The sequence below is a fragment of the Streptomyces sp. NPDC059248 genome (genome assembly GCF_042753905.1).
Classification (GTDB): Bacteria; Actinomycetota; Actinomycetes; order Streptomycetales; family Streptomycetaceae; genus Streptomyces.
In genome coordinates this window covers 1-21865 of the sequence record NZ_JBHYZV010000088.1, presented here as the reverse complement: position 1 = coordinate 21865, position 21865 = coordinate 1, and the positions used below count along the sequence as shown (strand labels likewise).

At 73.1% G+C, this 21865-nt stretch carries 17 protein-coding genes; 9 read left to right on the top strand and 8 right to left on the bottom strand.

Going from position 1 to position 21865, the window contains the following annotated elements; genetic code table 11:
• Nucleotides 1-9 precede the first annotated feature (9 nt).
• Genes ACFXG1_RS28345 through ACFXG1_RS28330 form a run of 4 tightly spaced genes read left to right on the top strand, consistent with a single transcriptional unit; the run spans nucleotide 10 to nucleotide 3494 of the window.
• Entirely contained in the window at nucleotides 10-816 is an 807-nt protein-coding gene (locus tag ACFXG1_RS28345) for an enoyl-CoA hydratase family protein (protein WP_384719708.1), read from the top strand.
• The gene (locus ACFXG1_RS28340) at nucleotides 813-1661 is read left to right on the top strand and encodes a CoA transferase subunit A (protein ID WP_384719706.1); all 849 of its coding nucleotides are present in this window, start codon (nucleotides 813-815) and stop codon (nucleotides 1659-1661) included. The genes ACFXG1_RS28345 and ACFXG1_RS28340 overlap by 4 nt, the downstream gene beginning before the upstream one ends.
• The gene (locus ACFXG1_RS28335) at nucleotides 1658-2416 is read left to right on the top strand and encodes a CoA-transferase (protein ID WP_384719704.1); all 759 of its coding nucleotides are present in this window, start codon (nucleotides 1658-1660) and stop codon (nucleotides 2414-2416) included. Before ACFXG1_RS28340 ends, ACFXG1_RS28335 begins: the two co-directional genes overlap by 4 nt.
• A 28-nt stretch (nucleotides 2417-2444) precedes the next feature.
• Nucleotides 2445-3494, top strand: coding sequence for an NAD(P)H-dependent flavin oxidoreductase (locus tag ACFXG1_RS28330; protein WP_384745102.1), 1050 nt, complete (start codon nucleotides 2445-2447; stop codon nucleotides 3492-3494).
• 25 nt (nucleotides 3495-3519) lie between these two features.
• Here ACFXG1_RS28330 and ACFXG1_RS28325 read toward each other — a convergent pair whose 3' ends face one another.
• From ACFXG1_RS28325 to ACFXG1_RS28310, 4 genes are all read right to left on the bottom strand, one after another.
• Nucleotides 3520-3918 carry a hypothetical protein gene (locus tag ACFXG1_RS28325; protein WP_384713783.1) on the bottom strand — a complete coding sequence of 133 codons (399 nt, stop codon included), beginning with the start codon at nucleotides 3916-3918 and terminating at the stop codon, nucleotides 3520-3522.
• Nucleotides 3919-4040: 122 nt separating this feature from the next.
• Nucleotides 4041-5198: an acetyl-CoA C-acetyltransferase gene (locus tag ACFXG1_RS28320; RefSeq protein WP_384745100.1), complete on the bottom strand. Its 1158-nt coding sequence runs from the start codon at nucleotides 5196-5198 to the stop codon at nucleotides 4041-4043.
• Between the two features lie 38 nt (nucleotides 5199-5236).
• A complete protein-coding gene (locus ACFXG1_RS28315; protein ID WP_384718982.1) occupies nucleotides 5237-5902 on the bottom strand; it encodes a TetR/AcrR family transcriptional regulator in 666 nt (221 codons plus the stop codon).
• A gap of 112 nt (nucleotides 5903-6014) precedes the next feature.
• Nucleotides 6015-6800, bottom strand: coding sequence for an SDR family oxidoreductase (locus tag ACFXG1_RS28310; protein ID WP_384718984.1), 786 nt, complete (start codon nucleotides 6798-6800; stop codon nucleotides 6015-6017).
• Between the two features lie 124 nt (nucleotides 6801-6924).
• On the opposite strand from ACFXG1_RS28310, the gene ACFXG1_RS28305 reads away from it, so the two are divergent.
• Nucleotides 6925-8067 carry an acyl-CoA dehydrogenase family protein gene (locus ACFXG1_RS28305; protein WP_384718976.1) on the top strand — a complete coding sequence of 381 codons (1143 nt, stop codon included), beginning with the start codon at nucleotides 6925-6927 and terminating at the stop codon, nucleotides 8065-8067.
• Nucleotides 8067-9056, top strand: a complete 990-nt coding sequence (locus tag ACFXG1_RS28300; RefSeq protein WP_384745097.1) for an acyl-CoA dehydrogenase family protein — start codon at nucleotides 8067-8069, stop codon at nucleotides 9054-9056. The genes ACFXG1_RS28305 and ACFXG1_RS28300 overlap by 1 nt, the downstream gene beginning before the upstream one ends.
• A gap of 82 nt (nucleotides 9057-9138) precedes the next feature.
• Here the strand turns inward: ACFXG1_RS28300 and ACFXG1_RS28295 are convergent, their stop codons facing one another.
• The 4 genes from ACFXG1_RS28295 to ACFXG1_RS28280 form a co-directional block, all read right to left on the bottom strand.
• Nucleotides 9139-9882 (bottom strand): vWA domain-containing protein, encoded by a 744-nt coding sequence (locus ACFXG1_RS28295; protein WP_384718980.1) that lies wholly within the window; start codon nucleotides 9880-9882, stop codon nucleotides 9139-9141.
• 322 nt (nucleotides 9883-10204) lie between these two features.
• Nucleotides 10205-11665, bottom strand: coding sequence for a glutamate synthase subunit beta (locus tag ACFXG1_RS28290; RefSeq protein WP_384723097.1), 1461 nt, complete (start codon nucleotides 11663-11665; stop codon nucleotides 10205-10207).
• Nucleotides 11658-16289, bottom strand: coding sequence for a glutamate synthase large subunit (gltB, locus tag ACFXG1_RS28285; protein WP_384745095.1), 4632 nt, complete (start codon nucleotides 16287-16289; stop codon nucleotides 11658-11660). Before gltB ends, ACFXG1_RS28290 begins: the two co-directional genes overlap by 8 nt.
• Before the next feature lie 735 nt (nucleotides 16290-17024).
• Complete coding sequence (locus ACFXG1_RS28280; protein WP_384718218.1) at nucleotides 17025-17753, bottom strand: VIT1/CCC1 transporter family protein; 729 nt, start codon at nucleotides 17751-17753, stop codon at nucleotides 17025-17027.
• 320 nt (nucleotides 17754-18073) lie between these two features.
• On the opposite strand from ACFXG1_RS28280, the gene ACFXG1_RS28275 reads away from it, so the two are divergent.
• Genes ACFXG1_RS28275 through ACFXG1_RS28265 form a run of 3 tightly spaced genes read left to right on the top strand, consistent with a single transcriptional unit; the run spans nucleotide 18074 to nucleotide 21721 of the window.
• Complete coding sequence (locus ACFXG1_RS28275) at nucleotides 18074-19213, top strand: ADP-ribosylglycohydrolase family protein (protein ID WP_384745093.1); 1140 nt, start codon at nucleotides 18074-18076, stop codon at nucleotides 19211-19213.
• Nucleotides 19210-20628, top strand: coding sequence for an ADP-ribosylglycohydrolase family protein (locus ACFXG1_RS28270; RefSeq protein ID WP_384745091.1), 1419 nt, complete (start codon nucleotides 19210-19212; stop codon nucleotides 20626-20628). Before ACFXG1_RS28275 ends, ACFXG1_RS28270 begins: the two co-directional genes overlap by 4 nt.
• Entirely contained in the window at nucleotides 20552-21721 is a 1170-nt protein-coding gene (locus ACFXG1_RS28265) for an ADP-ribosylglycohydrolase family protein (protein ID WP_384745089.1), read from the top strand. Before ACFXG1_RS28270 ends, ACFXG1_RS28265 begins: the two co-directional genes overlap by 77 nt.
• The last annotated feature ends 144 nt before the right edge of the window (nucleotides 21722-21865 follow it).

Sequence of the window (21865 nt, the reverse complement as noted above, 5' to 3'; positions counted from 1 at the left end):
GATCCTGTCATGGGTGTCTCCACCACCGCACCGGCGGACGGCGTCCGCGTCGTCACCGCCGACTATCCGCCCGTCAACGCCCTGCCCGTTCAGGGCTGGTACGACCTGGCCGCCGCGGTCCGCGCGGCCGGGCGCGATCCCGGGGTCCGCTGTGTGGTCGTCGCCGCCGAGGGCCGCGGTTTCAACGCGGGTGTGGACATCAAGGAGTTGCGGCGCGACACCCCGGGCCGCCGGACGGCGCTGCTCGGCGCCAACCGGGGCTGCGCCGAGGCGTTCGCGGCGGTGTACGAGTGCGAGGTGCCGGTCGTCGCGGCGGTCGGCGGCTTCTGTCTGGGCGGCGGGATCGGTCTGGTCGGCAACGCGGACGCGATCGTCGCCGCCGACGACGCGGTGTTCGGCCTGCCGGAGCTGGACCGGGGCGCGCTGGGCGCCGCGACGCATCTGGCCCGGCTCGTACCGCAGCATCTGATGCGCGCCCTGTACTACACATCGGGCACCGTCACCGCCGACGAGCTGTACCGGCACGGTTCGGTGTGGCAGGTCGTACCGCGCGCCGGACTGACGGCGGCGGCGCTGGCGCTGGCCCGGGACATCGCCGCCAAGGACGGCACCCTGATCCGGCTGGCGAAGGCGGCCATCAACGGGATCGACCCCGTCGACGTACGGCACAGCTACCGCTTCGAGCAGGGGTTCACCTTCGAGGCCGCGCTGAGCGGGGTCGGCGACCGGGTCCGCGACACCTTCGGCGAGAGGGACGGGCCGGACGAGAGGGACGCCGCGGACGCCGTCGGCACCGGAGAGGAGAACGGGGCATGACCGACAAGGTGATGTCGGCCGATGACGCCGTGGCGCGGCTGCGCAGCGGGATGACGGTCGGGATCGGCGGCTGGGGCGCGCGGCGCAAGCCGATGGCGCTGGTCCGGGCGCTGCTGCGGTCCGAGGTGACGGATCTGACGGTGATCTCGTACGGCGGCCCGGATATCGGGCTGCTGGCGGCGGCGGGCCGGATCCGGAAGCTGGTGACCGCCTTCGTGACCCTCGATTCGGTGCCCCTCGAACCCCACTACCGGGCCGTGCGCGAGGGGCGCGGGCTCGCGCTCACCGAGATCGACGAGGCGATGATGCTGTGGGGGCTGACGGCCGCCGCCAACCGGGTGCCGTTCCTGCCGGTACGGGCCGGGCTCGGTTCGGATGTGATGCGGGCGGTGCCGGAGCTGCGGACGGTCCGCTCGCCGTACGACGACGGTCCCGACGCGGAGGAGTTCGTCGCGATGCCCGCCCTGCGGATGGACGCGGCGCTCGTCCATCTCGACCGGGCCGACCGGCGCGGCAACGCCGCCTATCTGGGGCCCGACCCGTACTTCGACGATCTGTTCTGTGAGGCGGCGGACGAGGCGTACGTCTCCTGCGAGGAAGTGGTCGACGGCTTCGGGGGTGTCGCGCCGCAACGGCTGCTGGTCTCGCGGCACACGGTGACGGGGGTCGTGGCGGCCCCGAACGGGGCGCACTTCACGTCCTGTGTCCCTGGTTACGGCCGGGACGAGGAGTTTCTGCGGATGTACGCGGCCACACCGTACGAGGAGTTCGCCGCGCGCTTCCTGAGCGGGGACGAACGGGCGTACCAGGAGGCCGTCGCGGCCTGGCGGGAGGGGGAACGGTGAGCGGCACCACGGATCCGGCGGGGGCGACCCGGGCCGAGTACTGCGTCGTGGCCTGCGCGGAGGCGTGGCGGGGCGAAGGGGAGGTGCTGGCCAGTCCGATGGGCCCGATCCCGGGCATCGGGGCGCGGCTGGCGCGGCGGACGTTCGCCCCCGACCTGCTGCTGACGGACGGGGAGGCGTTGCTGGTCGGCGCCGACGGGGCGGTCGAGGGCTGGCTGCCGTACCGCAGGCATCTGACGATGGTCACCGGCGGGCGGCGGCACGTGATGATGGGCGCGAGCCAGCTCGACCGGTTCGGCAACCAGAACATCTCGGGCATCGGCGACCGGGAGCGCCCGGCGCGGCAGCTGCTGGGGGTGCGGGGCGCGCCGGTGAACACACTCAACCACCCGGTCAGTTACTGGGTGCCCCGGCATTCGCGGCGGGTGTTCGTGGACCGGGTGGATGTGGTGTGCGGGGTGGGGTACGACCGGGCGGCGGCGGCCGGTCCCGGCGCGACGCGGTACCACCGGATCCCCCGGGTCGTCTCCGACCTGGGCGTCTTCGACTTCGCGACCCCGGACCGGTCGATGCGGCTGGTCTCCGTCCATCCGGGGGTGTCGGTGGAGCGGGTGCGCGAGGCGACCGGCTTCCCGTTGGCGGTCCCGGCGGACGGGGTGCCGTACACACGGGAGCCGACCGCCGGTGAGCTGCGGCTGATCCGGGAGGAGCTGGATCCGGAGGGGCGGCGGGAGCGGGAGGTGCCGGGCGTATGAGGACGGTGTCGCGGGGCGGAGGCGGCTGATGGAGACGGCGCTGACCCGGCTGACGGGGGTCCGGTATCCGGTCGTCCAGACAGGGATGGGCTGGGTCGCCGGGCCCCGGCTGGTCTCGGCCGCCGCGAACGCGGGCGCGCTGGGGATCCTCGCGTCGGCGACCATGTCGCCCGACGGGCTGCGGGCCGCCGTACGGGAGGTCCGGGCGCGTACCGACGCGCCGTTCGGGGTGAATCTGCGGGCGGACGCGGCGGACGCCCGGGAACGGGTGCGGATCGTGATCGACGAGGGGGTACGGGTCGCCTCGTTTGCCCTCGCGCCGTCCGGGGACCTGATCGCCGAGCTGAAGGACGCGGGGGTCGTGGTGATCCCGTCGGTCGGGGCCCGCCGCCATGCCGAGAAGGTCGCGGCGTGGGGCGCGGACGCGGTCCTCGTCCAGGGCGGCGAGGGCGGCGGCCACACCGGCGACGTGGCGACGACCGTCCTGCTGCCGCAGGTGGTGGACGCGGTGGACGTCCCGGTGATCGCCGCCGGCGGCTTCCGGGACGGCCGGGGCCTGGTGGCGGCGCTGGCACTGGGCGCCGCCGGGGTCGCCATGGGCACCCGTTTCCTGCTGACCTCGGACTCGACGGTGCCGGACGCGGTGAAGGCCCGCTATCTGGCGGCGACGGTACGGGACGTGACGGTGACCCGGGCCGTCGACGGACTGCCGCACCGGATGCTCCGGACGGACCTGGTGGACTCCCTGGAACGGCACGGCCGGGCCAGGACCCTGGCCCGCGCGGTCCGGCACGCGGCGGCCTTCCGGCGTCTTTCGGGCCTGTCGTGGCGGTCGATGCTCCGCGACGGTTGGGCCATGCGGCACGGCCGCGAACTGACCTGGAGCCAGGTCCTGATGGCGGCCAACACCCCGATGCTGCTGCGCGCGTCGATGGTCGACGGCCGCACGGACCTCGGAGTGATGGCCTCCGGCCAGGTCGCGGGCGCCATCGACGACCTCCCGAGCTGCGCCGAACTGCTGGACCGGATGATGACGGAGGCGGCGGAGGTGGTGGCGGGGTTGAGGAGGGAGCCCTGAAACCGGCCGTCCGGGGCCTTTCCGCTCACCCCTCGGCCGGTGCCCGGACCGGGACGAGGGCCAGGAGGGTCGTCAGGCGGATGATGACGCCGCCGAGGATCACGGCGACCACGCCGTCGGCCTCGACGCCGAAGCCCATCAGGCCGGCGGCCCAGGTCAGCAGGAGGAGGCTCAGTATCTCCTGTGCTATCCCGACGGCGGCGAGGATCAGCACCTTGACCGGCGGCGCGCTCCGCAGATGGCTGGGGTAGATATGGATGAACTGGTTGATGAGGGTCAGCCAGAATCCGGTCATGATCACGGAGGCCACGGAGGCGAACGGCCCGGCCGAGAGTCCGGGCAGGACCGCGACGGCGACGACGAGACCGACGTAGGTGCCGAGGTATCTGAGGGCGACATGCTGTCGCGATGACGAATCTCCCATGAGAGGGATGATCACACACCAATGATGCTGTGAACATAGGCAACAGCAATATTCCTCGTGGCCCACGGTGATAGATAAACAGGCGGACGGCTCAGGGAGTTCGGCCCGAGCCGTCCCCGGGTTCACAACCGTTCGATGATCGTCACATTCGCCTGGCCGCCGCCCTCGCACATCACCTGGAGGCCGAACCGGCCGCCGGTGCGTTCCAGTTCGTGCAGCAGGGTCGTCATCAGCCGGGCGCCCGTCGCGCCCAGGGGGTGGCCGAGGGCTATCGCGCCGCCGTTGACATTGACCCGGGCCGGGTCGGCGCCGGTCTCCTTGAGCCAGGCGAGGACGACGGGCGCGAACGCCTCGTTGATCTCGACCAGGTCGACGGCGTCGAGCGACATACCGGTCCGCTTCAGGGCGTGGGCCGTGGCGGGGATGGGGGCGGAGAGCATCCGGATGGGGTCCTCGCCCCGGGCGGAGAGATGGTGGATCCGGGCGCGCGGCGTCAGCCCGTGGACACGTACCGCCCGCTCGCCCGCCAGCAGCAGCGCGGCGGCGCCGTCCGAGACCTGGGAGGAGCAGGCGGCGGTGATCGTGCCGCCGGCCACGACGGGGGCGAGGGCGGCCATCTTCTCCAAGGAGGTGTCGCGGCGCGGCCCCTCGTCCGTGGCGACCTCGCCGTAGGGGACGGTCTCGCGCAGAAAGCGACCCTCGTCGATGGCCCGGACGGCCCGCCGGTGGGAGCGGAGCGCGTACTCCTCCTGGTCGCGGCGGGTGATGCCCCACTTGCGGGCGATCAGTTCGGCACCGTGGAACTGGTCGACCGGCGCGTCACCGTACCGGGCCCGCCAGCCCCTGCTCCCGGCGAAGGGGCCTTCGGTGAGGCCGAGGGGCTCGGCGGCCCGCCGGGAGGCGAACGCGATCGGGATCATCGACATGTTCTGCACCCCGCCCGCCACCACCAGGTCCTGGGTGCCGGAGAGCACGGCCTGGGCCGCGAAGTGGACGGCCTGCTGGGAGGAGCCGCACTGGCGGTCGACGGTGACGCCGGGGACCTCCTCCGGGAGCCCGGCCGCCAGCCACGCCGTTCTGGCGATGTCCCCGGCCTGCGGACCGACCGCGTCGAGACAGCCGAAGACGACGTCGTCGACCGCCGCCGGGTCGATCCCGGCGCGTTCGACGAGGGCGTGCAGGACATGGGCGCCCAGGTCCGCCGGGTGGACCCCGGCCAGTCCGCCGCCGCGCCTGCCGACGGGGGCGCGTACCGCTTCGACGACATACGCTTCGGCCATCTCGGTCCTCCCGGTACGGGGTTCGTCTCGATCGGGTCCTATCCCGGTACGGGTCCGGGCCCGTCCGGAGCCGTCGGGCCCGGGGCCGGGCCCACGGCGATCCCGTCCAGCACCATCGACAAGTACTGGCGGGCGATCTCCTCGGGCCCGTGCTGTCCGCCCGGCCGGTACCAGGACGCGGCGACCCAGACCGTGTCGCGCAGAAAGCGGTACGCGAGCCGGGTGTCGAGGTCGGCGCGGAAGACCCCGGCCGCGACCCCGCGTTCCAGCGTCCCCAGCCACATCTCCTCGAATCTGCGCCGCGAGTCGGCGAGATAGGAGAAGCGGGGCTGGTCGGCGAGGTGGTGGGACTCCTTCTGGTAGAGGGCGACGGCCGCCCGGTGCCGGTCGATCTCCCGGAAGGACTCGACCACCAGGGCCTCCACGGTCTCCCGGGGGCCGAGTCCGGCGGCGAGCACCGTGTCGTACCCCTCCCACAGCTCGGTCAGGAAGCCGGTGAGGATCTCGTCGAGCATCGACTCCTTGGAGTCGAAGTGGTAGTAGAGGCTGCCCGCGAGCATGCCCGCCTCGTCCGCGATCCGGCGGACGGTGGTCGCCTTGTAGCCCTGGGCCGCGAACACATCGGCGGCCAGGTCGAGCAGTTCACGGCGACGCTCCGGCGCGGCGGCGGGTCGGGGCTTCTTCGTCTTCGGCGGGTTCGTCATCGGCGATGTCGTCTTCGGCGCGGTTGTCTTCGGCACATCCCCATTCTCCGGCCCGTGGACCGCGCCCGCCCCACCCGTCCCGTCCGTCCCGTCCGTCTTCACCGGTCGCCCCTCAGGCCCGCTGGCTGCTGACCGACACGACCTCGCCCGTCAGATACGAGGCGTAGTCGCTGGCCAGGAAGACGATGGTGTTGGCGACCTCCCACGGCTCGGCGTACCGGCCGAACGCCTCGCGCGCGGTCAGCTCGTCGAGCACATCGGCCGAGGTCACCTTCGTCAGATGGGGGTGCATGGCGAGGCTCGGGGCGACCGCGTTGACCCGTACCCCGTACGCGGCGGCCTCGATCGCGGCGCAGCGGGTCAGCGCCATCACCCCGGCCTTGGCGGCGGCGTAGTGCGCCTGTCCGGCCTGGGCGCGCCAGCCCATGACGGAGGCGTTGTTGACGATCACCCCGCCGTGTCCGCCGTCGCGGAAGGCCCGCAGGGCGGCACGGACACACCGGAAGGTGCCGTTCAGGGTGACGTCCAGGACCCGGTCCCACTGCTCGTCGGTCATATCGGCGACGGCCGCGGTACCGCCGAGTCCGGCGTTGTTGACGACCAGGTCGGGTCCGCCGTGCTCATCGGCGGCGCGGGCGAACAGGGCCAGGACCTGGGTGTCGTCGGTGACGTCGCAGGGCTGGGCGGTCACCGCCTCCCGGCCGAACTCGTCGGCCAGGGCGGCCCGGGACTCGGCCAGCCGCCGCTCGTGGGCATCGCTGATCAGGACCCGGGCGCCCTCCTCCAGGAACCTGCGGGCCGTGGCGCCGCCGATCCCGGCCCCGGCGGCGGCGGTGATCACCGCGGTACGTCCCCGCAGCAGCCCGTGCCCCGGCACATAGCCGGGCGGGCTCGCGATGCCCGGGGCCGCCGCCGGTGCCGGGCCGGTCGCGGCCCGCTTCCCGTCCCTGTTGTTCGCCACCCGGGAACGTTAACCTACCAAACACTTGTTAGGGAAGAATGGGTGAAGGACGGGTGTGCCGATGGATCTGCACCACTCCCCGGAGGACGACGCGTTCCGGGCCGAGGCCCGGGAGTGGCTCGCCGCGCACGTACCCCGGACGCCCCTGCCGTCGCTGGAGACCCGGGAGGGGTTCGCGGCCCACCGGGAGTGGGAGGCGGAACTCGCCGCGGACCGCTGGTCGGTGGTGTCCTGGCCCGCCCGCTACGGCGGCCGGGACGCGGACCTCACCCGCTGGCTGCTGTTCGAGGAGGAGTACTGGGCGTCGGGCGCACCGGGCCGGGTCTCGCAGAACGGCGTCGCCCTGCTCGCCCCCACCCTCGCCGACCACGGCACCGAGGAGCAGCGGGCCCGGGTGCTGCCCCCGATGGCCCGCGGCGATGTGGTCTGGGCGCAGGCGTGGTCGGAGCCGGAAGCGGGCTCGGATCTCGCGGCGCTGCGGTCCCGTGCCGTCAGATGCCCCGGCGGCTGGCGGCTGTACGGCCAGAAGACCTGGTCGTCGCGGGCCGCCTTCGCGGACCGGGCGTTCGGGATCTTCCGCAGCGACCCGGCGGCGGACCGGCCGCACGAGGGGCTGACGTATCTGATGTTCGGTCTGGCGGAGCCGGGGGTGACGGTACGGCCGGTGGGGCGGCTGGACGGGAAGCCCGCCTTCGCGGAGATCTTCCTCGACGGTGTCTTCGTGCCGGACGAGGACGTGATCGGCGAGCCGGGGCGGGGCTGGCGGATCGCCATGTCGGCGACCGGGAACGAGCGGGGGCTCACCCTGCGGTCCCCGGGCCGTTTCCTGGCCGCCGCCGATCGTCTCGTACGGGAGTGGCGGGCGGCCGGGTCACCGGGGGGCGCGGTACGGGACCGGGTCGCGGACGCCGTGATCGGGGCGCGGGCCCACCAGCTGTTCACCTGGGAGGCGGCGGCCCGGGTCGCGGCGGGCGGACGGCTGGGCGCGGAGTCCAGTCTGAACAAGGTCTTCTGGTCGGAGTACGACATCGCGCTGCACGAGACGGCGCTCGATCTGCTGGGCGGAAACGGCGAGTTCGCGGACACCGAGTGGGCCGAGGGCCATCTGTTCGCGCTCGCCGGGCCCGTCTACGCCGGGACGAACGAGATCCAGCGGGACATCGTCGCCGAGCGGCTGCTCGGTCTGCCGAAGGGACGCCGCTGATGCGTTTCGCCCTCGACGAGGAGCAGCGGGCCTTCGGGCGGTCGCTGGACGCGCTGCTGACGGCGGCCGACACCCCGTCGGCGGCCCGCGCGTGGGCGGCCGGCGACCGGGCGCCGGGGCTCGCGGTACTGGCCGGGGCGGCGCGGGCGGGGTTGGTGGCGCTGGCGGTACCGGAGACGTACGACGGTATGGGTCTTCGCCCGGTGGAGCTGGTCGTGGCGCTGGTGGAGCTGGGGCGGCACGCGGTGCCCGGGCCGGTGGTGGAGACGGTCGCGGCGGCGGCGCTCCTCGCCGAGCTGGGCGGCGCGGGGGCGGAGGTGGGGGCGCTGCTGCCCGCCCTGGTGGCCGGGGCCCCGGCGACCCTGGTGGCGCCGGGCGGCGGTCCTTACGCACTGGACGCGGAGGCGGCCGAGGTGATCGTGGTGGCGGACGCCGAGCGGGGCGAGGTCCGGATCGCGCCGGGTCACGGGCGGGTCCGGGTCTCCGCCGACCCGGTACGGCGGCTCGCGGTACCACTGCCGGGGGGCGAGGTGCTGGCCCGGGGACCGGCGGCGACGGCGGCCGCGGTACGGGCCGGCCGGCTGGCCCGGCTGCTGACGGCGGCACGCTGCCTGGGCGCGGGCCGGGCGCTGCTGGACCGTACCGTCGCCCATGTCCTCGGGCGGGAGCAGTTCGGGGTCCCGGTGGGGAGCTTCCAGGCCGTGAAGCACCGGCTGGCGGACACCCTCATCGGTCTGGAGTTCGCCCGGCCCCTGGTCTTCGGGGCGGCCGTGACCCGGGACGTCCGCGATCTGGCGGCGGCGAAGGCGGCGGCGGGCGAAGCGGGATGGGCGGCGGCCCGTACGGCGCTCCAGGCGCACGGCGCGATCGGCTACACCGAGGAGTACGACCTCTCCCTGTGGCTGCGCGGGGCCCGGCCCCTGCGCGACGCCTGGGGCGGCCCGGACCACTGCCGGACGGAGGTACTGACGGAGTCCGGGACGTGGTGAGACGGCGGGGCTCCGGGGCTCCGGGACGACGGGACTCCGGGACTCCGGAACGACGGGACGCCCAAGGGGGCGGCGCGTCCCGTCAGCCGATGACGCCCCGCTCCCGGGCCGCCGCGACCCAGCGGGGGAACTCGGCCACCAGCCGGTCGTACAACTCGGCGTCGGACACCCGCCGCGGGTCGAGCCCGGCGTGGAAGAAACCGGCGTTGTCCACCATCCGCTTGGCGGGCACGGGCAGCTCGTCCAGCTTGCGCAGAAAGTCGAACTGCCGGCTGTGGGTATCCCCGAAGCCTATGAACTGCCAGAACAGCGGCAGCTTCGACGCCTTGCACAGATACCGCTCGGCGGCGAGCTTGTTGATCGGCCCGCCGTCGGTCTGGAAGACCACCAGCGCCGGATCGGTCGCGCCGCTGTCGAGATAGTGGTCGATGACGGCGTCCATCGCCAGGTGATAGCTGGTCTTCCCCATATGGCCGAGCCCGGCGGCGATCCGCTCCACCCGGCCGTGGTGGTCGTCGAGACGGATCTCCGTGACGGCGTCGACATCGGTGGAGAAGAAGACCGTCGGCACCCGGCCGTCGTCGTCGAGGTGGGAGGAGAGCCCCAGCACCCGGTCGGCCAGCGCCTGCACGCTGCCGTCCTTGTAGTAGTCCCGCATCGAGCCGGAGTAGTCGATGACGAGATAGACGGCGGCGCGCTGTCCCTCCATACCGTGTTTGCGCAGGGACACCCCCGCCGACTTGTAGAGGCTCACCAGGGCCGGGGCCCGCTCCTCGATCTTGCTGAGACTGATCGCCGGTCCCCCGGCGGTGCGCCAAACGGCCATGCGTACGGCTCCGTTCCTCGACCGGCAGACGGCACTGCGCGGGCGGCCGGTCGCACCGCGGTCCCCCGGGCGTGATCCGGCGCGTCGACTCGTATGCCGAGATTACGGCAGGTGTACGACAACGGGCCCCGAATCGGCGTATCACTGTGCCGAGGGACGCGGCGCCGACGGCTGTACGGGCCCGGAGCGGCGGCCCCGGGCCGTCGCTTGTGGATCTCGCCGTGGAAACGCCGCGGCGCCCACCCGGGTCCGGTCGGGGACGGGGAGGGCGCCGCGTTCAGTTCCGTACGCCGTTGTACGGGACGTCTTCGGTCCGCGCGCGTCAGACGGTGAGCGCGCGGTCCGTCGGGCGGATCGGGGCGGGCAGATCGCTCGCCCCCGTCAGATAGCGGTCGACTCCGCGCGCCGCCGAGCGGCCCTCGGCGATCGCCCAGACGATCAGCGACTGGCCGCGGCCCGCGTCACCGGCGACGAAGACCCCGTCGACATTGGTGGCGAAGTCCGCGTCGCGGACGACGTTGCCGCGGCCGTCCAGCTCCAAGCCGAACTGCTCGACGAGCCCGTTGGACTGGTCGATGCCGGTGAAGCCCATGGCCAGGGTCACCAGCTGGGCCGGGATCCGGCGCTCGGTACCGGGCTTGGGGGTGAGCTTGCCGTCGACGAACTCGACCTCGACCAGGTTCAGCGCCGAGACATGACCGTCGTCGTCGCCCTCGAAGCTGGTGGTGGAGACGGAGTAGACCCGCTCGCCGCCCTCCTCGTGGGCCGAGGTGACCTTGTAGAGCATCGGGAACGTCGGCCACGGCTGCCCGGCGGCCCGCTCGTCGCCCGGCCGGGGCATGATCTCCAGCTGGGTCACGGAGGCCGCGCCCTGCCGGTGGGCGGTGCCGACGCAGTCCGCGCCGGTGTCGCCGCCGCCGATGACGACGACGTGCTTGCCCTCGGCGGTGATCGGGGGCGCGACGAAGTCACCCTCCTGCACCTTGTTGGCGAGCGGCAGGTACTCCATCGCGAAGTACACGCCCTTCAGCTCACGGCCGGGGACGGGCAGATCGCGGGAGACGGTGGCCCCGGCGGCGACGACCACCGCGTCGTAGCGGCGGCGCAGCTGGGCGGCGTCGATGTCCCGGCCGATCTCCACCTCGGTCCGGAACTTGGTGCCCTCCGCGCGCATCTGCTCGATACGCCGGTTGATGTGCACCTTCTCCATCTTGAACTCGGGGATGCCGTACCGCAGCAGTCCGCCGATCCGGTCCGCCCGCTCGTAGACCGCGACGGTGTGTCCGGCCCGGGTGAGCTGCTGGGCGGCGGCGAGTCCGGCCGGGCCCGAGCCGATGACGGCGACGGTCTTGCCGGAGAGCCGGTCCGGGGGCCGCGGGGTGACGTCCCCGGAGTCCCACGCCTTGTCGATGATGGAGACCTCGACGTTCTTGATGGTGACCGCGGGCTGGTTGATGCCCAGCACACAGGCCGCCTCGCAGGGCGCGGGGCAGAGCCGCCCGGTGAACTCGGGGAAGTTGTTGGTGGCGTGCAGCCGCTCGGAGGCGGCGGCCCAGTCCTCCCGGTAGGCGTAGTCGTTCCACTCGGGGATCAGGTTCCCGAGCGGACAGCCGTTGTGGCAGAACGGGATGCCGCAGTCCATGCACCGGCCGGCCTGCTTGCTGATGATCGGCAGCAGGGATCCGGGGACGTAGACCTCGTTCCAGTCCTTGAGGCGCTCGCCGACCGGACGGGTCTTGGCGACCTCGCGGCCGGTGGTCAGGAAGCCCTTGGGGTCAGCCATTGATCGCCGCCTCCATCATCTTCTCGGTGGTCTCCTGCTCGGAGAGGCCGGCCAGCTCAGCGGCGTCCTTGGCGGCGAGCACTGCCTTGTACGTGGTCGGGATGATCTTGCTGAAGCGGGCGGCGTTCGTCTCCCAGTCGGCGAGCAGCTTCCCGGCGACGGTGGAACCCGTCTCCTCCTGGTGGCGGCGCACGACGTCGTGCAGCCACTCCCGGTCGGAGTCGGTCAGCGGCTCGACGGCCGCCAGATTGCCCGCGTTGACGTTGTCGCGGTCGAGATCGACGACGTACGCGACTCCGCCGGACATGCCGGCCGCGAAGTTGCGCCCGGTCTCGCCGAGGACGACCGCGTGGCCGCCGGTCATGTACTCGCAGCCGTGGTCGCCGACGCCCTCGGAGACGACGGTCGCGCCGGAGTTGCGGACGCAGAACCGCTCACCGGTACGGCCGCGCAGGAAGATCTCGCCGCCGGTGGCCCCGTACGCGATGGTGTTGCCCGCGATGGTGGAGTACTCGGCGAGATGGTCGGCGGCCCGGTCGGGGCGGACCACGACCCGGCCGCCCGACAGGCCCTTGCCCACGTAGTCGTTGGCGTCGCCCTCCAGCCGGAGGGTGATACCGCGCGGCACGAACGCGCCGAACGACTGGCCCGCCGAGCCGGTGAAGGTGATGTCGATGGTGTCGTCGGGGAGCCCGGCGCCGCCGAAACGGCGGGTGACCTCGTGTCCGAGCATGGTGCCGACGGTCCGGTTGATGTTACGGATCGGGACCTGGGCCCTGACCGGCTGCGCGGCCTCGGCGGACGCGGCACCCAGCGCGTCGGCGGCCAGCTTGATCAGCTCGTTGTCGAGCGCCTTGGTCAGCCCGTGGTCCTGCTCGATCAAGGCGTGGCGGACCGCGCCCGCGGGCAGCTCCGGCACATGGAACAGCGGTGCCAGGTCGAGGCCCTCGGCCTTGAAGTGGGTGACGGCGCGGTCGGTGTCGAGCAGTTCGGCGTGGCCGACGGCTTCCCGGAGCGTACGGAAGCCCAGCTCGGCGAGGAGTTCGCGGACCTCTTCGGCGATGAACTCGAAGTAATTGACGACGTACTCGGCCTTACCGGAGAAGCGCTCGCGCAGCACCGGGTTCTGGGTGGCGATGCCGACCGGGCAGGTGTCGAGGTGGCAGACGCGCATCATGACGCAGCCGGAGACGACCAGCGGCGCGGTGGCGAAGCCGAACTCCTCGGCGCCCAGCAGGGCGGCGACGACCACATCGCGGCCGGTCTTGAGCTGGCCGTCGGTCTGGACGACGATCCGGTCGCGCAACCCGTTGAGCAGCAGCGTCTGCTGGGTCTCGGCGAGACCCAGCTCCCACGGGCCGCCCGCGTGCTTGAGGCTGGTCAGCGGGGAGGCGCCGGTACCGCCGTCGTGTCCCGAGATCAGGACGACATCGGCGTGGGCCTTGGAGACACCGGCCGCGACGGTGCCGACCCCGACCTCGGAGACCAGCTTGACGTGGATCCGGGCCTTGGGGTTGGCGTTCTTCAGATCGTGGATCAGCTGGGCCAGATCCTCGATGGAGTAGATGTCGTGGTGCGGCGGCGGGGAGATCAGACCGACACCGGGGGTGGAGTGCCGGGTCTTCGCGACCCACGGGTAGACCTTGTGGCCGGGCAGCTGGCCGCCCTCGCCGGGCTTGGCGCCCTGGGCCATCTTGATCTGGATGTCGTCGGCGTTGACCAGGTATTCGCTGGTGACGCCGAAGCGGCCGGAGGCGACCTGCTTGATGGCGGAGCGCCGGGCGGGGTCGTAGAGCCGGTCCGGGTCCTCGCCGCCCTCACCGGTGTTCGACTTGCCACCGAGGAGGTTCATGGCGATCGCGAGGGTCTCGTGGGCCTCGCGGGAGATGGAGCCGTACGACATCGCGCCGGTGGAGAAGCGCTTGACGATCTCGGAGACCGGCTCGACCTCGTCCAGCGGGACGGGCTCGCGGCCCTCGGCGAAGCGGAACAGGCCGCGGAGCGTCATCAGCCGCTCGGACTGCTCGTTCACCCGGTCCGTGTACTGCTTGAAGATGTCGTACCGGCGGCTGCGGGTGGCGTGCTGGAGCCGGAAGACGGTGTCCGGGTCGAAGAGGTGCGGCTCGCCCTCGCGGCGCCACTGGTACTCGCCGCCGATGTCGAGCGCGCGGTGCGCCGGGGCGAGCCCGGACACCGGGTACGCCTTGGCGTGCCGGGCGGCGACCTCGTCGGCGATCACCGAGAGCCCGGCGCCGCCGATCTTGGAGGCGGTGCCGTCGAAGTACGCGGCGACGAATCCCTCGTCCAGGCCGATGGCCTCGAAGACCTGGGCGCCCCGGTAGGAGGCGACGGTCGAGATGCCCATCTTGGACATGACCTTCAGCACGCCCTTGCCCAGGGCGTAGATCAGGTTGCGGATGGCCTGCTCGGACTCGATCCCGCTGATGAAGGTGTCCGCGCGGACCAGGTCCTCGACGGACTCCATCGCCAGATACGGGTTGACCGCGGCGGCCCCGTAGCCGATGAGGAGCGCGATGTGGTGGACCTCGCGCACATCGCCGGCCTCGACCAGCAGCCCCACCTTGGTGCGCTGCTTGGTGCGGATGAGGTGGTGGTGGACGGCCGAGGTGAGCAGCAGCGACGGGATCGGAGCGTGCTCGGCGTCGGAGTGCCGGTCGGAGAGGACGATCAGCCGGGCACCGTCCGCGATGGCGGTGTCGGCCTCGGCGCAGACCGCCTCCAGCCGGGCGGCCAGGGCGTCACCGCCGCCGCCGACCCGGTAGAGACCGGAGAGGGTGACGGCCTTCATCCCGGGCATGTCGCCGTCGGCGTTGATGTGGACCAGCTTGGCCAGCTCGTCGTTGTCGATCACCGGGAACGGCAGGGTGACGCTGCGGCACGAGGCGGCCGTCGGGTCGAGCAGATTGCCGCCGGGGCCCAGCGACGAGTGCAGGGACGTCACCAGCTCCTCGCGGATGGCGTCCAGCGGCGGGTTCGTCACCTGGGCGAAAAGCTGGGTGAAGTAGTCGAAGAGCAGCCGGGGCCGGGCGGAGATCGCGGCGATCGGGGAGTCCGTGCCCATGGAGCCGATCGGCTCCATACCCGTCCGGGCCATGGGCGCGAGCAGGATCCGCAGCTCCTCCTCGGTGTAGCCGAAGGTCTGCTGGCGGCGGGTGACGGAGGCGTGGGTGTGGACGATGTGCTCGCGCTCGGGCAGATCGCCCAGCTCGATGGTGCCCGTCTCCAGCCAGTCGGCGTACGGCTGCTCGGCGGCGAGGGCCGACTTGATCTCGTCGTCCTCGATGATCCGGTGCTCGGCGGTGTCGACGAGGAACATCCGGCCGGGCTGGAGGCGGCCCTTGCGGACGACCTTCGCGGGGTCGATGTCGAGGACGCCGACCTCGGAGGAGAGGACGACGAGTCCTTCGTCGGTGACCCAGTAGCGGCCGGGGCGCAGACCGTTGCGGTCGAGGACCGCGCCGACCTGGGTGCCGTCGGTGAAGGTGACACAGGCGGGGCCGTCCCAGGGCTCCATCATCGTGGAGTGGTACTGGTAGAAGGCGCGCCGGGCCGGGTCCATGGACTCGTGGTTCTCCCACGCCTCGGGGACCATCATCAGCACCGAGTGCGGCAGGGACCGGCCGCCGAGGTGAAGCAGCTCCAGCACCTCGTCGAAGGAGGCGGAGTCGGAGGCGTCGGGGGTGCAGACCGGGAAGATCCGGTCCAGCTCGCGCTCGCCGAAGACACCGGTGGCCAGCTGGGACTCCCGGGCCTTCATCCAGTTGCGGTTGCCCTTGACGGTGTTGATCTCACCGTTGTGGGCGACGAAGCGGTACGGGTGGGCCAGCGGCCAGCTCGGGAAGGTGTTGGTGGAGAACCGGGAGTGCACGAGGGCGATCGCGGTGGCGAACCGCCGGTCGGACAGGTCCGGGAAGAACGGCTCCAGCTGCCCGGTGGTGAGCATGCCCTTGTAGACGATGGTGCGGGCGGAGAGCGACGGGAAGTACACCCCGGCCTCGCGCTCGGCGCGCTTGCGCAGGGCGAATGCCTTGCGGTCGAGGGCCAGGCCCGTGCTGTGCCCGTCGGCGACGAAGATCTGCCGGAAGGCGGGCATGGTGGCGCGGGCGCCGTTGCCGAGGAGACCGGGGGTGACGGGGACCTCGCGCCAGCCGAGGACGGTGAGGCCCTCCTCGCGGGCGATCGTCTCGATCCGCGAGACGGCGGCGGTGGTCGCGTCGTCACCGGCGGTGATCGCGTCGGTGTTTCCGGTCCCGGCCGCGGTCCCGGCCGCGTCGGCGTCCGGGTCCGTCAGCGGCAGGAAGGCCGTACCGACGGCGTAGGCGCCCGCCTCGGGCAGCTCGCACCCGGCGACCTCGCGCAGGAACGCGTCGGGCACCTGGACCAGGATCCCGGCCCCGTCCCCCGAGTCGGGCTCCGAACCGGTCGCTCCGCGGTGCTCCAGGTTGCGCAGCACCGTCAGCGCCTGCTCCACCAGCTCATGGCTGGCCACCCCGGTGAGGGTGGCCACGAAACCGACACCACAGGCGTCGTGTTCGTTCCGGGGGTCGTACATCCCCTGAGGAGCGGGGCGACCGTCCATGGGCGACCAGGCGTCGGAACGCATCGGCTCTCCCGTCGTCGTCGTGGCATGTGCTGTGCCGAGGGACGACGTTGGCCCTCTGCGAAATTTCGTGCAGGTTACATGATGGAACGATTCCCGAAAAGTGGATTCCACATTCCAGCATGCGGACAAGCGTGGGGTACGGACACGGTCGTGGGGATCCATGCCGGGTTCTGTGCCGAGACTCTGTGCCGGGGGCTCGGCTGCCGCAGGACCGGGGGCGGAGCGGGCTTCATTGCCCGCGGCGCCTACGGCTCATACCCCTGGTACGGGCTCCGAAACCGGCGGTTCCCTCCGGGGCCGGGTGGGGGCGGCGCTGTCCCCACCATGCGCGACACCGGCTCCGTACGCCAGGGGAAGGCGGCGGAAGCCCCGGGAAGCGGCCCCGGAGCGGAAAGTCCGCCGCGAGTGTATCCGCCCCGGCGCACGGCCCCGCGCGCACGCCCCCCTCCCCCGCGACCCGGGGGTCACGCCCCGGCCCGGCTGTGGCCCGGTGGGGTGACCGGGGGCGGGGTCACGTCACAGCCGGATGTCCACCACGTGAACGGAACGATGCCGGGACCGGGAAGGTCTTCCAGGGGCGCGAGGAACTGCGCGACCAGCCCACCACGGTCTGCAGACCGACTCCGGCACACGGCACCGGCACCGGCACCGGCACCGGCACCCAGGAGTGCGCGGCACCCGCGGCGCGGGCACCCCGGGGCAAACCTCGGACGCCGCCGGCCAGGCCCGGCAGCGTCAGAGCGCCGCGCCCAGCAGATGGCCCAGGCCGTACGTCACCGCCGCCGCCACCCCGCCCAGGGCGAGCTGTCGCAGACCGCTGAACCACCAGCTACGGGCGGTGACACGCGCCACGAGCGCACCGGCGCCGAAGAGGCCGATCAGCGCGAGGAGCACGGCGGGCCACAGGGCGCTCGCGCCCAGCAGATACGGCAGCAGCGGGAGCAGCGCGCCGAGGGCGAAGGCGCCGAACGAGGAGACGGCGGCGACCACCGGCGACGGCAGGTCGTCCGGGTCGATCCCCAGCTCCTCGCGGGCATGGATCTCCAGCGCCTGCTCGGGGTCGCGGGAGAGCTGCGTCGCGACCTCCCGCGCCAGTCCCGGCTCGACGCCCCGGGACACGTACAGCGCCGCCAGTTCCTCCATCTCGTCGATCGGGTGCCTGCGCAACTCGCGCCGCTCGACGGCCAGTTCCGCCTGGACCAGTTCCCGCTGGGAGGCCACCGAGGTGTACTCGCCCGCGGCCATCGAGAACGCGCCCGCCGCGAGTCCGGCGAGCCCGGTGACGACGATGGTCTGCTGCGAGACCGCCCCGCCCGCGACGCCGGTCATCAGCGCCAGATTGGAGACCAGGCCGTCCATCGCACCGAAGACGGCCGGCCGCAGCCAGCCGCCGTTGACGTCCCGGTGCGTGTGGTTGTCGCGGTGCGCCTCGTGCAGGCTCGCGACGGATTCGATGACGGCCACTGTTCTCCCCTTGTCTTGCCGCGCCCTCGCGGGCTCCCGGTGCGCCGGCCTCCCGGCCGGACGCCCGGGGTGTGGCCGGGCAGCCCTCACCGCCGACCACCGACGGAACCTTCCGCTCCGCCTCCTCGAACACCTCGAAAATACGCGCGATGTAAGGGGCTCGCCAGCAAGGCAGCCCATACTTACCTGGGTTCCAGTGGGTGACATTCCATATGACGGCGGCGTTTCTCATCACTTATCGGCGTTTCTCGGTCTGCTGACGGTTCGCGTATGGCACAGATGCAGACAACAGGCTCGCGCGCGTGAAAGGGGCCCGCTCCATGGAGTTGGTTGCATGCAATCCCGCCGATCCGTTCGACGGTGCGCCGCTGTCCTCGGCGGATCCGGTCCGGGCCCCGGCCCCGACCCTGCGCGACCGGGCGTGCGGCGCGCTGCTGGGTCTCGCGGTGGGCGACGCCCTGGGCGCGCCCGCGGAGAACATGCGGCCCTCCGAGATCCGCCGCCGCTGGGGGCGGATCGAGGGCTTCGTGTCCCTCGACCCCGCGGGTACCGACGACACGGAGTACGCGATCTTCTCCGGTCTGCTGCTCGCCCGGCACGGCTCGGCCCTGACCGTGGCCCATGTCGAGCAGGCGTGGCACCACTGGATCGCCGATCTCGACGAGGGCCCCTTCCGCGGCGCCGGGTTCAGTGAGCGGGGCACGCTGGAGAACCTCCGGCGCGGTCTGGCCGCGCCGATCTCGGCCCAGCACCGGCACGCGTGGAGCGACGGACTCGCCATGCGGGCCGCGCCGTTCGGGGTCTTCGCGGCGGGCCGTCCGCTGGAGGCGGCCCGGCTGGTGACCATCGACGGCTCCGTCAGCCACGACGGCGAGGGCATCTACGGCGGCCGGGCGGTCGCCGCGGGGGTCGCGGCGGCGATGACGGGCGCCGGTCCCGCCGGGGTCATCGGCGCGGCCCTGTCGGTGATCCCGATGGACTCGTGGACGGCCCGCTCGCTGCGCCGGGGCGTCGTCACCGCGCAGCGCTCCTACCCCGACACCCTGACGATGGAGCGCGCGGTCCGGTCGTCGGTGGTGATCGGGGGCTATCCGTGGACGGACCTCGCGCCGGAGGCGGTGGGTCTCGCGTTCGGCGCGTTCGCGGCGGCCCGCGGCGACTTCCGGGCGTCGGTGCTCACGGCGGTCAACATGGGGCGGGACGCCGATACGACGGCGGCGGTCGCGGGCGCGCTGGCGGGCGCGGTGCAGGGCGCGGGGGCGATCCCCCAGGAGTGGGGCGCGGCGATCGGCCCGGTGCGGGGCAGCTGTCTGCCGTCGATGGCGGGTCAGCACATCCTCGACATCGCGGATCTGCTGGTCCCGGACGACCTCCCGGAGACGGCGGAGCCGCCGGAGGGGCGTCCCGGCGGCACGCTCTCCGGAACACGTCCGGGTCACGATCCGCAGGCGGCGTCATGACGACGACCGGTACGCCGCGCCCGGAGGAGGAGACCCGGCGGCAGGGACGGCCCGCAGACGGGGCCGGAGCCGGAGCCGGGGACGGCCACGACGACGCGCCCACGCCCGGAACGCCTGGAACGCCCGGAACGCAGCCCTCCGCAGGAACGGTCCACCGGTCCCGGACCCCTTCCACGGCCGCGTCCGGACCGGGCGCCGCGCGTGGTCCGGCCGAGCGGGCCGTGGAGGGGCTGCTGCTCGGGCTCGCCGCGGGGGACGCCGCCGGGTGGCCCGCCGCGCGGCACCGGGCGGCGCGGATGCCCGAATGGACCCGGCGGCTCACCCGTGAGCTGGACACCTTCGCCGAGCAGAACGCCACCACGACCCTGCCCGTGCCGATCGCGCTCAACCAGCCTCCGGAGCCGCTCCGTCTCGGCCCGTCCGACGACGCCGAGTGGGCCGCCTTCGCCGCCGAGACCGTGCTCACGGCGGCGGGCGAACTCTTCGCGGACCTGCCACCGGACCTCCGGCCCCGCGCGGCCGTCGATCTGGCGTGGAACTCCCTCGCCGCCGAGGTCGCCGCCGCGGCGGCCCGCGCGCCCGAGGTCGAGTCGGCGGTCCTGCCGCTGCGGGCCCGGATCTCCGTACGGGCCGGTCTGGGAAATCTGGCGACCGGGCTGCGGCCCCCGGCGACCGGCCACGACAATCCGCACTACTTCGACGACGCCGCCTGTGTACGGGCCGCGGTGCTCGCGATCGTCCACCCGGGCGACCCGGAAGCCGCCGCCGCCCTCGCCGAGTTCGACGCCCGGTACACCCAGGACGGTGACGGAGTGTACGGCGCACGGGCGATGGCCGCGGCGGTCGCGGCGGCGCTCGGCGGCGCGGACGTGGACGACGCCGTCGCCGCCGCCGTCGCCCAGCTGCCGGGGTCGACCGAGATCGGCCGCAACGCCCGGCACGCCGTACGGCTGGCCAAGTCCCTGGAGGGGGAGTCCGCCGCGTTCGCGCTCGTACCCCTGCTGGAGCATCAGATCGTGGACCACGTCTACAGCTACGGCATCGCCGCGGCGGAGACCGTCCCGGTGGCGCTGGCGGTGGCGACGGCGTCGCGCGGACGGGTCGCCGAGGCCGTGCCGACGGCGGCGTGCCTCTCCCGGGTCGCGGACTCCGCGCCCGCCCTCGCCGGGGCCCTGACCGGCGCGCTCGGCGGCGGCGCGGCCGTACCCGAGTCCTGGCGCGAGGCATGCAGAACGCTCGCGGGCTGCGCCCTCCCCCGGCTCGCGGGCACGGATCTGGTGGAACTCGCCGAGCGGCTGACACCCCCGGAACCGGCCGCCCCGGGTGGACAATTCCGGCATGACGCCAACACCACACACATCACCCGGACTCGACGACCGGATCGCGGGCGCGCTGACGGGCGCGGCGGTCGGTGACGCGCTCGGCGGGCCCGTCGAGGGCTATACCCCCGAGCAGATCGCCGAACGGCACGGCGGCCGGGTCCAGGGCATCGTCGGCCCGTGGCACGGTGCCGAGTGGTCCACCGCGCGACCCATCGCGCCGTACCACAAGGGCGACGGACACGTCACCGACGACACCCTGATGACCCATGCGCTGATCAGGGTGTACGCCACCGTGCGCGACCATCTCGACGCCTATGCCGTGGCCGGGCACCTGGTGCCCGATCTGATCGGCACGCCCCGCTGGATCCCCGAACTGGAGGCGGAGGCGCTGCCGCTCCAGCGGATCTTCCTCGCGGAGAAGTGGCTGGTGGCCCGCCTCCACTACGGGCACATCGACCCCCGCGAGGCGGGCAACGGCAATATCGTCAACTGTGGCGCGGCCATGTACATGGCCCCGGTCGGGCTGGTGAACGCGGCCGACCCGCCGGCCGCGTACCAGGAGGCCCTCGACATCGCGGGCGCCCATCAGTCGTCCTACGGGCGGGAGGCCGCCGGGGTGTTCGCGGCGGCGGTCGCCGCGGCCTGCGCGCCGGACGCCACCCCGGCGTCGGTCGTCGACGCGGCGCTGTCGCTGGCGAAGGACGGGACCCGGGCCGCGATCGAGGCGGTCGCGGAAGTCGCCGTACGCCATACGGACTTCGAACCGGCGCTCACCCCGCTGCGGACGGCGGTCGCGCCCTTCGACACCGTCGGCCCCGACTACCGCGCGCCCGGTCTCGGGGCGCGCCGCCCCTCCCGGCTGCACGCGATCGAGGAGCTGCCGATCGCCCTCGGCATGCTGCTGATCGGCGGCGGCGACTACCGGCGCTCGGTCCTGGGGTCGGTCAACTACGGCCGGGACTGCGACTCGATCGCCACCATGGCGGGCGCGATCGCGGGGGCCCTGCACGGCACGGCGGCCGTACCGCTCGACTGGGCGAAGACCGTCGCCGAGGCCAGCCGGCTCGATCTGGACGCCCCGGCCCGTGAACTCGCCTCGGTCGCCCGGGAGGTCTTCGCCCGCGACACCGCCCGCCGCCGCGCCCACGAGGCGGCGTTCGCCCGGCTGACGGAGGAGAGCCGGTGAGCGGCGGTACGCCCCGGGCCGGACGGCGGGAGGCGACGGCGCTCCCCCAGCAGGTCGGTACGGAGCACCCGCCGCCCCGCGCGGGCGACCCCGGCGCCCTGAGAATCACCTGGGTCCAGCCCGAGGACCTCGTCGCCCACGAAC

Coding starts and splice junctions, on each gene's coding strand:
- ACFXG1_RS28345 (WP_384719708.1), top strand. CDS start 10: ATGGGTGTCTCCACCACCGCACCGGCGGACGGCGTCCGCGTCGTCACC.
- ACFXG1_RS28340 (WP_384719706.1), top strand. CDS start 813: ATGACCGACAAGGTGATGTCGGCCGATGACGCCGTGGCGCGGCTGCGC.
- ACFXG1_RS28330 (WP_384745102.1), top strand. CDS start 2,445: ATGGAGACGGCGCTGACCCGGCTGACGGGGGTCCGGTATCCGGTCGTC.
- ACFXG1_RS28325 (WP_384713783.1), bottom strand. CDS start 3,918: ATGGGAGATTCGTCATCGCGACAGCATGTCGCCCTCAGATACCTCGGC.
- ACFXG1_RS28320 (WP_384745100.1), bottom strand. CDS start 5,198: ATGGCCGAAGCGTATGTCGTCGAAGCGGTACGCGCCCCCGTCGGCAGG.
- ACFXG1_RS28315 (WP_384718982.1), bottom strand. CDS start 5,902: ATGACGAACCCGCCGAAGACGAAGAAGCCCCGACCCGCCGCCGCGCCG.
- ACFXG1_RS28305 (WP_384718976.1), top strand. CDS start 6,925: ATGGATCTGCACCACTCCCCGGAGGACGACGCGTTCCGGGCCGAGGCC.
- ACFXG1_RS28300 (WP_384745097.1), top strand. CDS start 8,067: ATGCGTTTCGCCCTCGACGAGGAGCAGCGGGCCTTCGGGCGGTCGCTG.
- ACFXG1_RS28295 (WP_384718980.1), bottom strand. CDS start 9,882: ATGGCCGTTTGGCGCACCGCCGGGGGACCGGCGATCAGTCTCAGCAAG.
- ACFXG1_RS28290 (WP_384723097.1), bottom strand. CDS start 11,665: ATGGCTGACCCCAAGGGCTTCCTGACCACCGGCCGCGAGGTCGCCAAG.
- gltB (WP_384745095.1), bottom strand. CDS start 16,289: ATGCGTTCCGACGCCTGGTCGCCCATGGACGGTCGCCCCGCTCCTCAG.
- ACFXG1_RS28275 (WP_384745093.1), top strand. CDS start 18,074: ATGGAGTTGGTTGCATGCAATCCCGCCGATCCGTTCGACGGTGCGCCG.
- ACFXG1_RS28270 (WP_384745091.1), top strand. CDS start 19,210: ATGACGACGACCGGTACGCCGCGCCCGGAGGAGGAGACCCGGCGGCAG.
- ACFXG1_RS28265 (WP_384745089.1), top strand. CDS start 20,552: ATGACGCCAACACCACACACATCACCCGGACTCGACGACCGGATCGCG.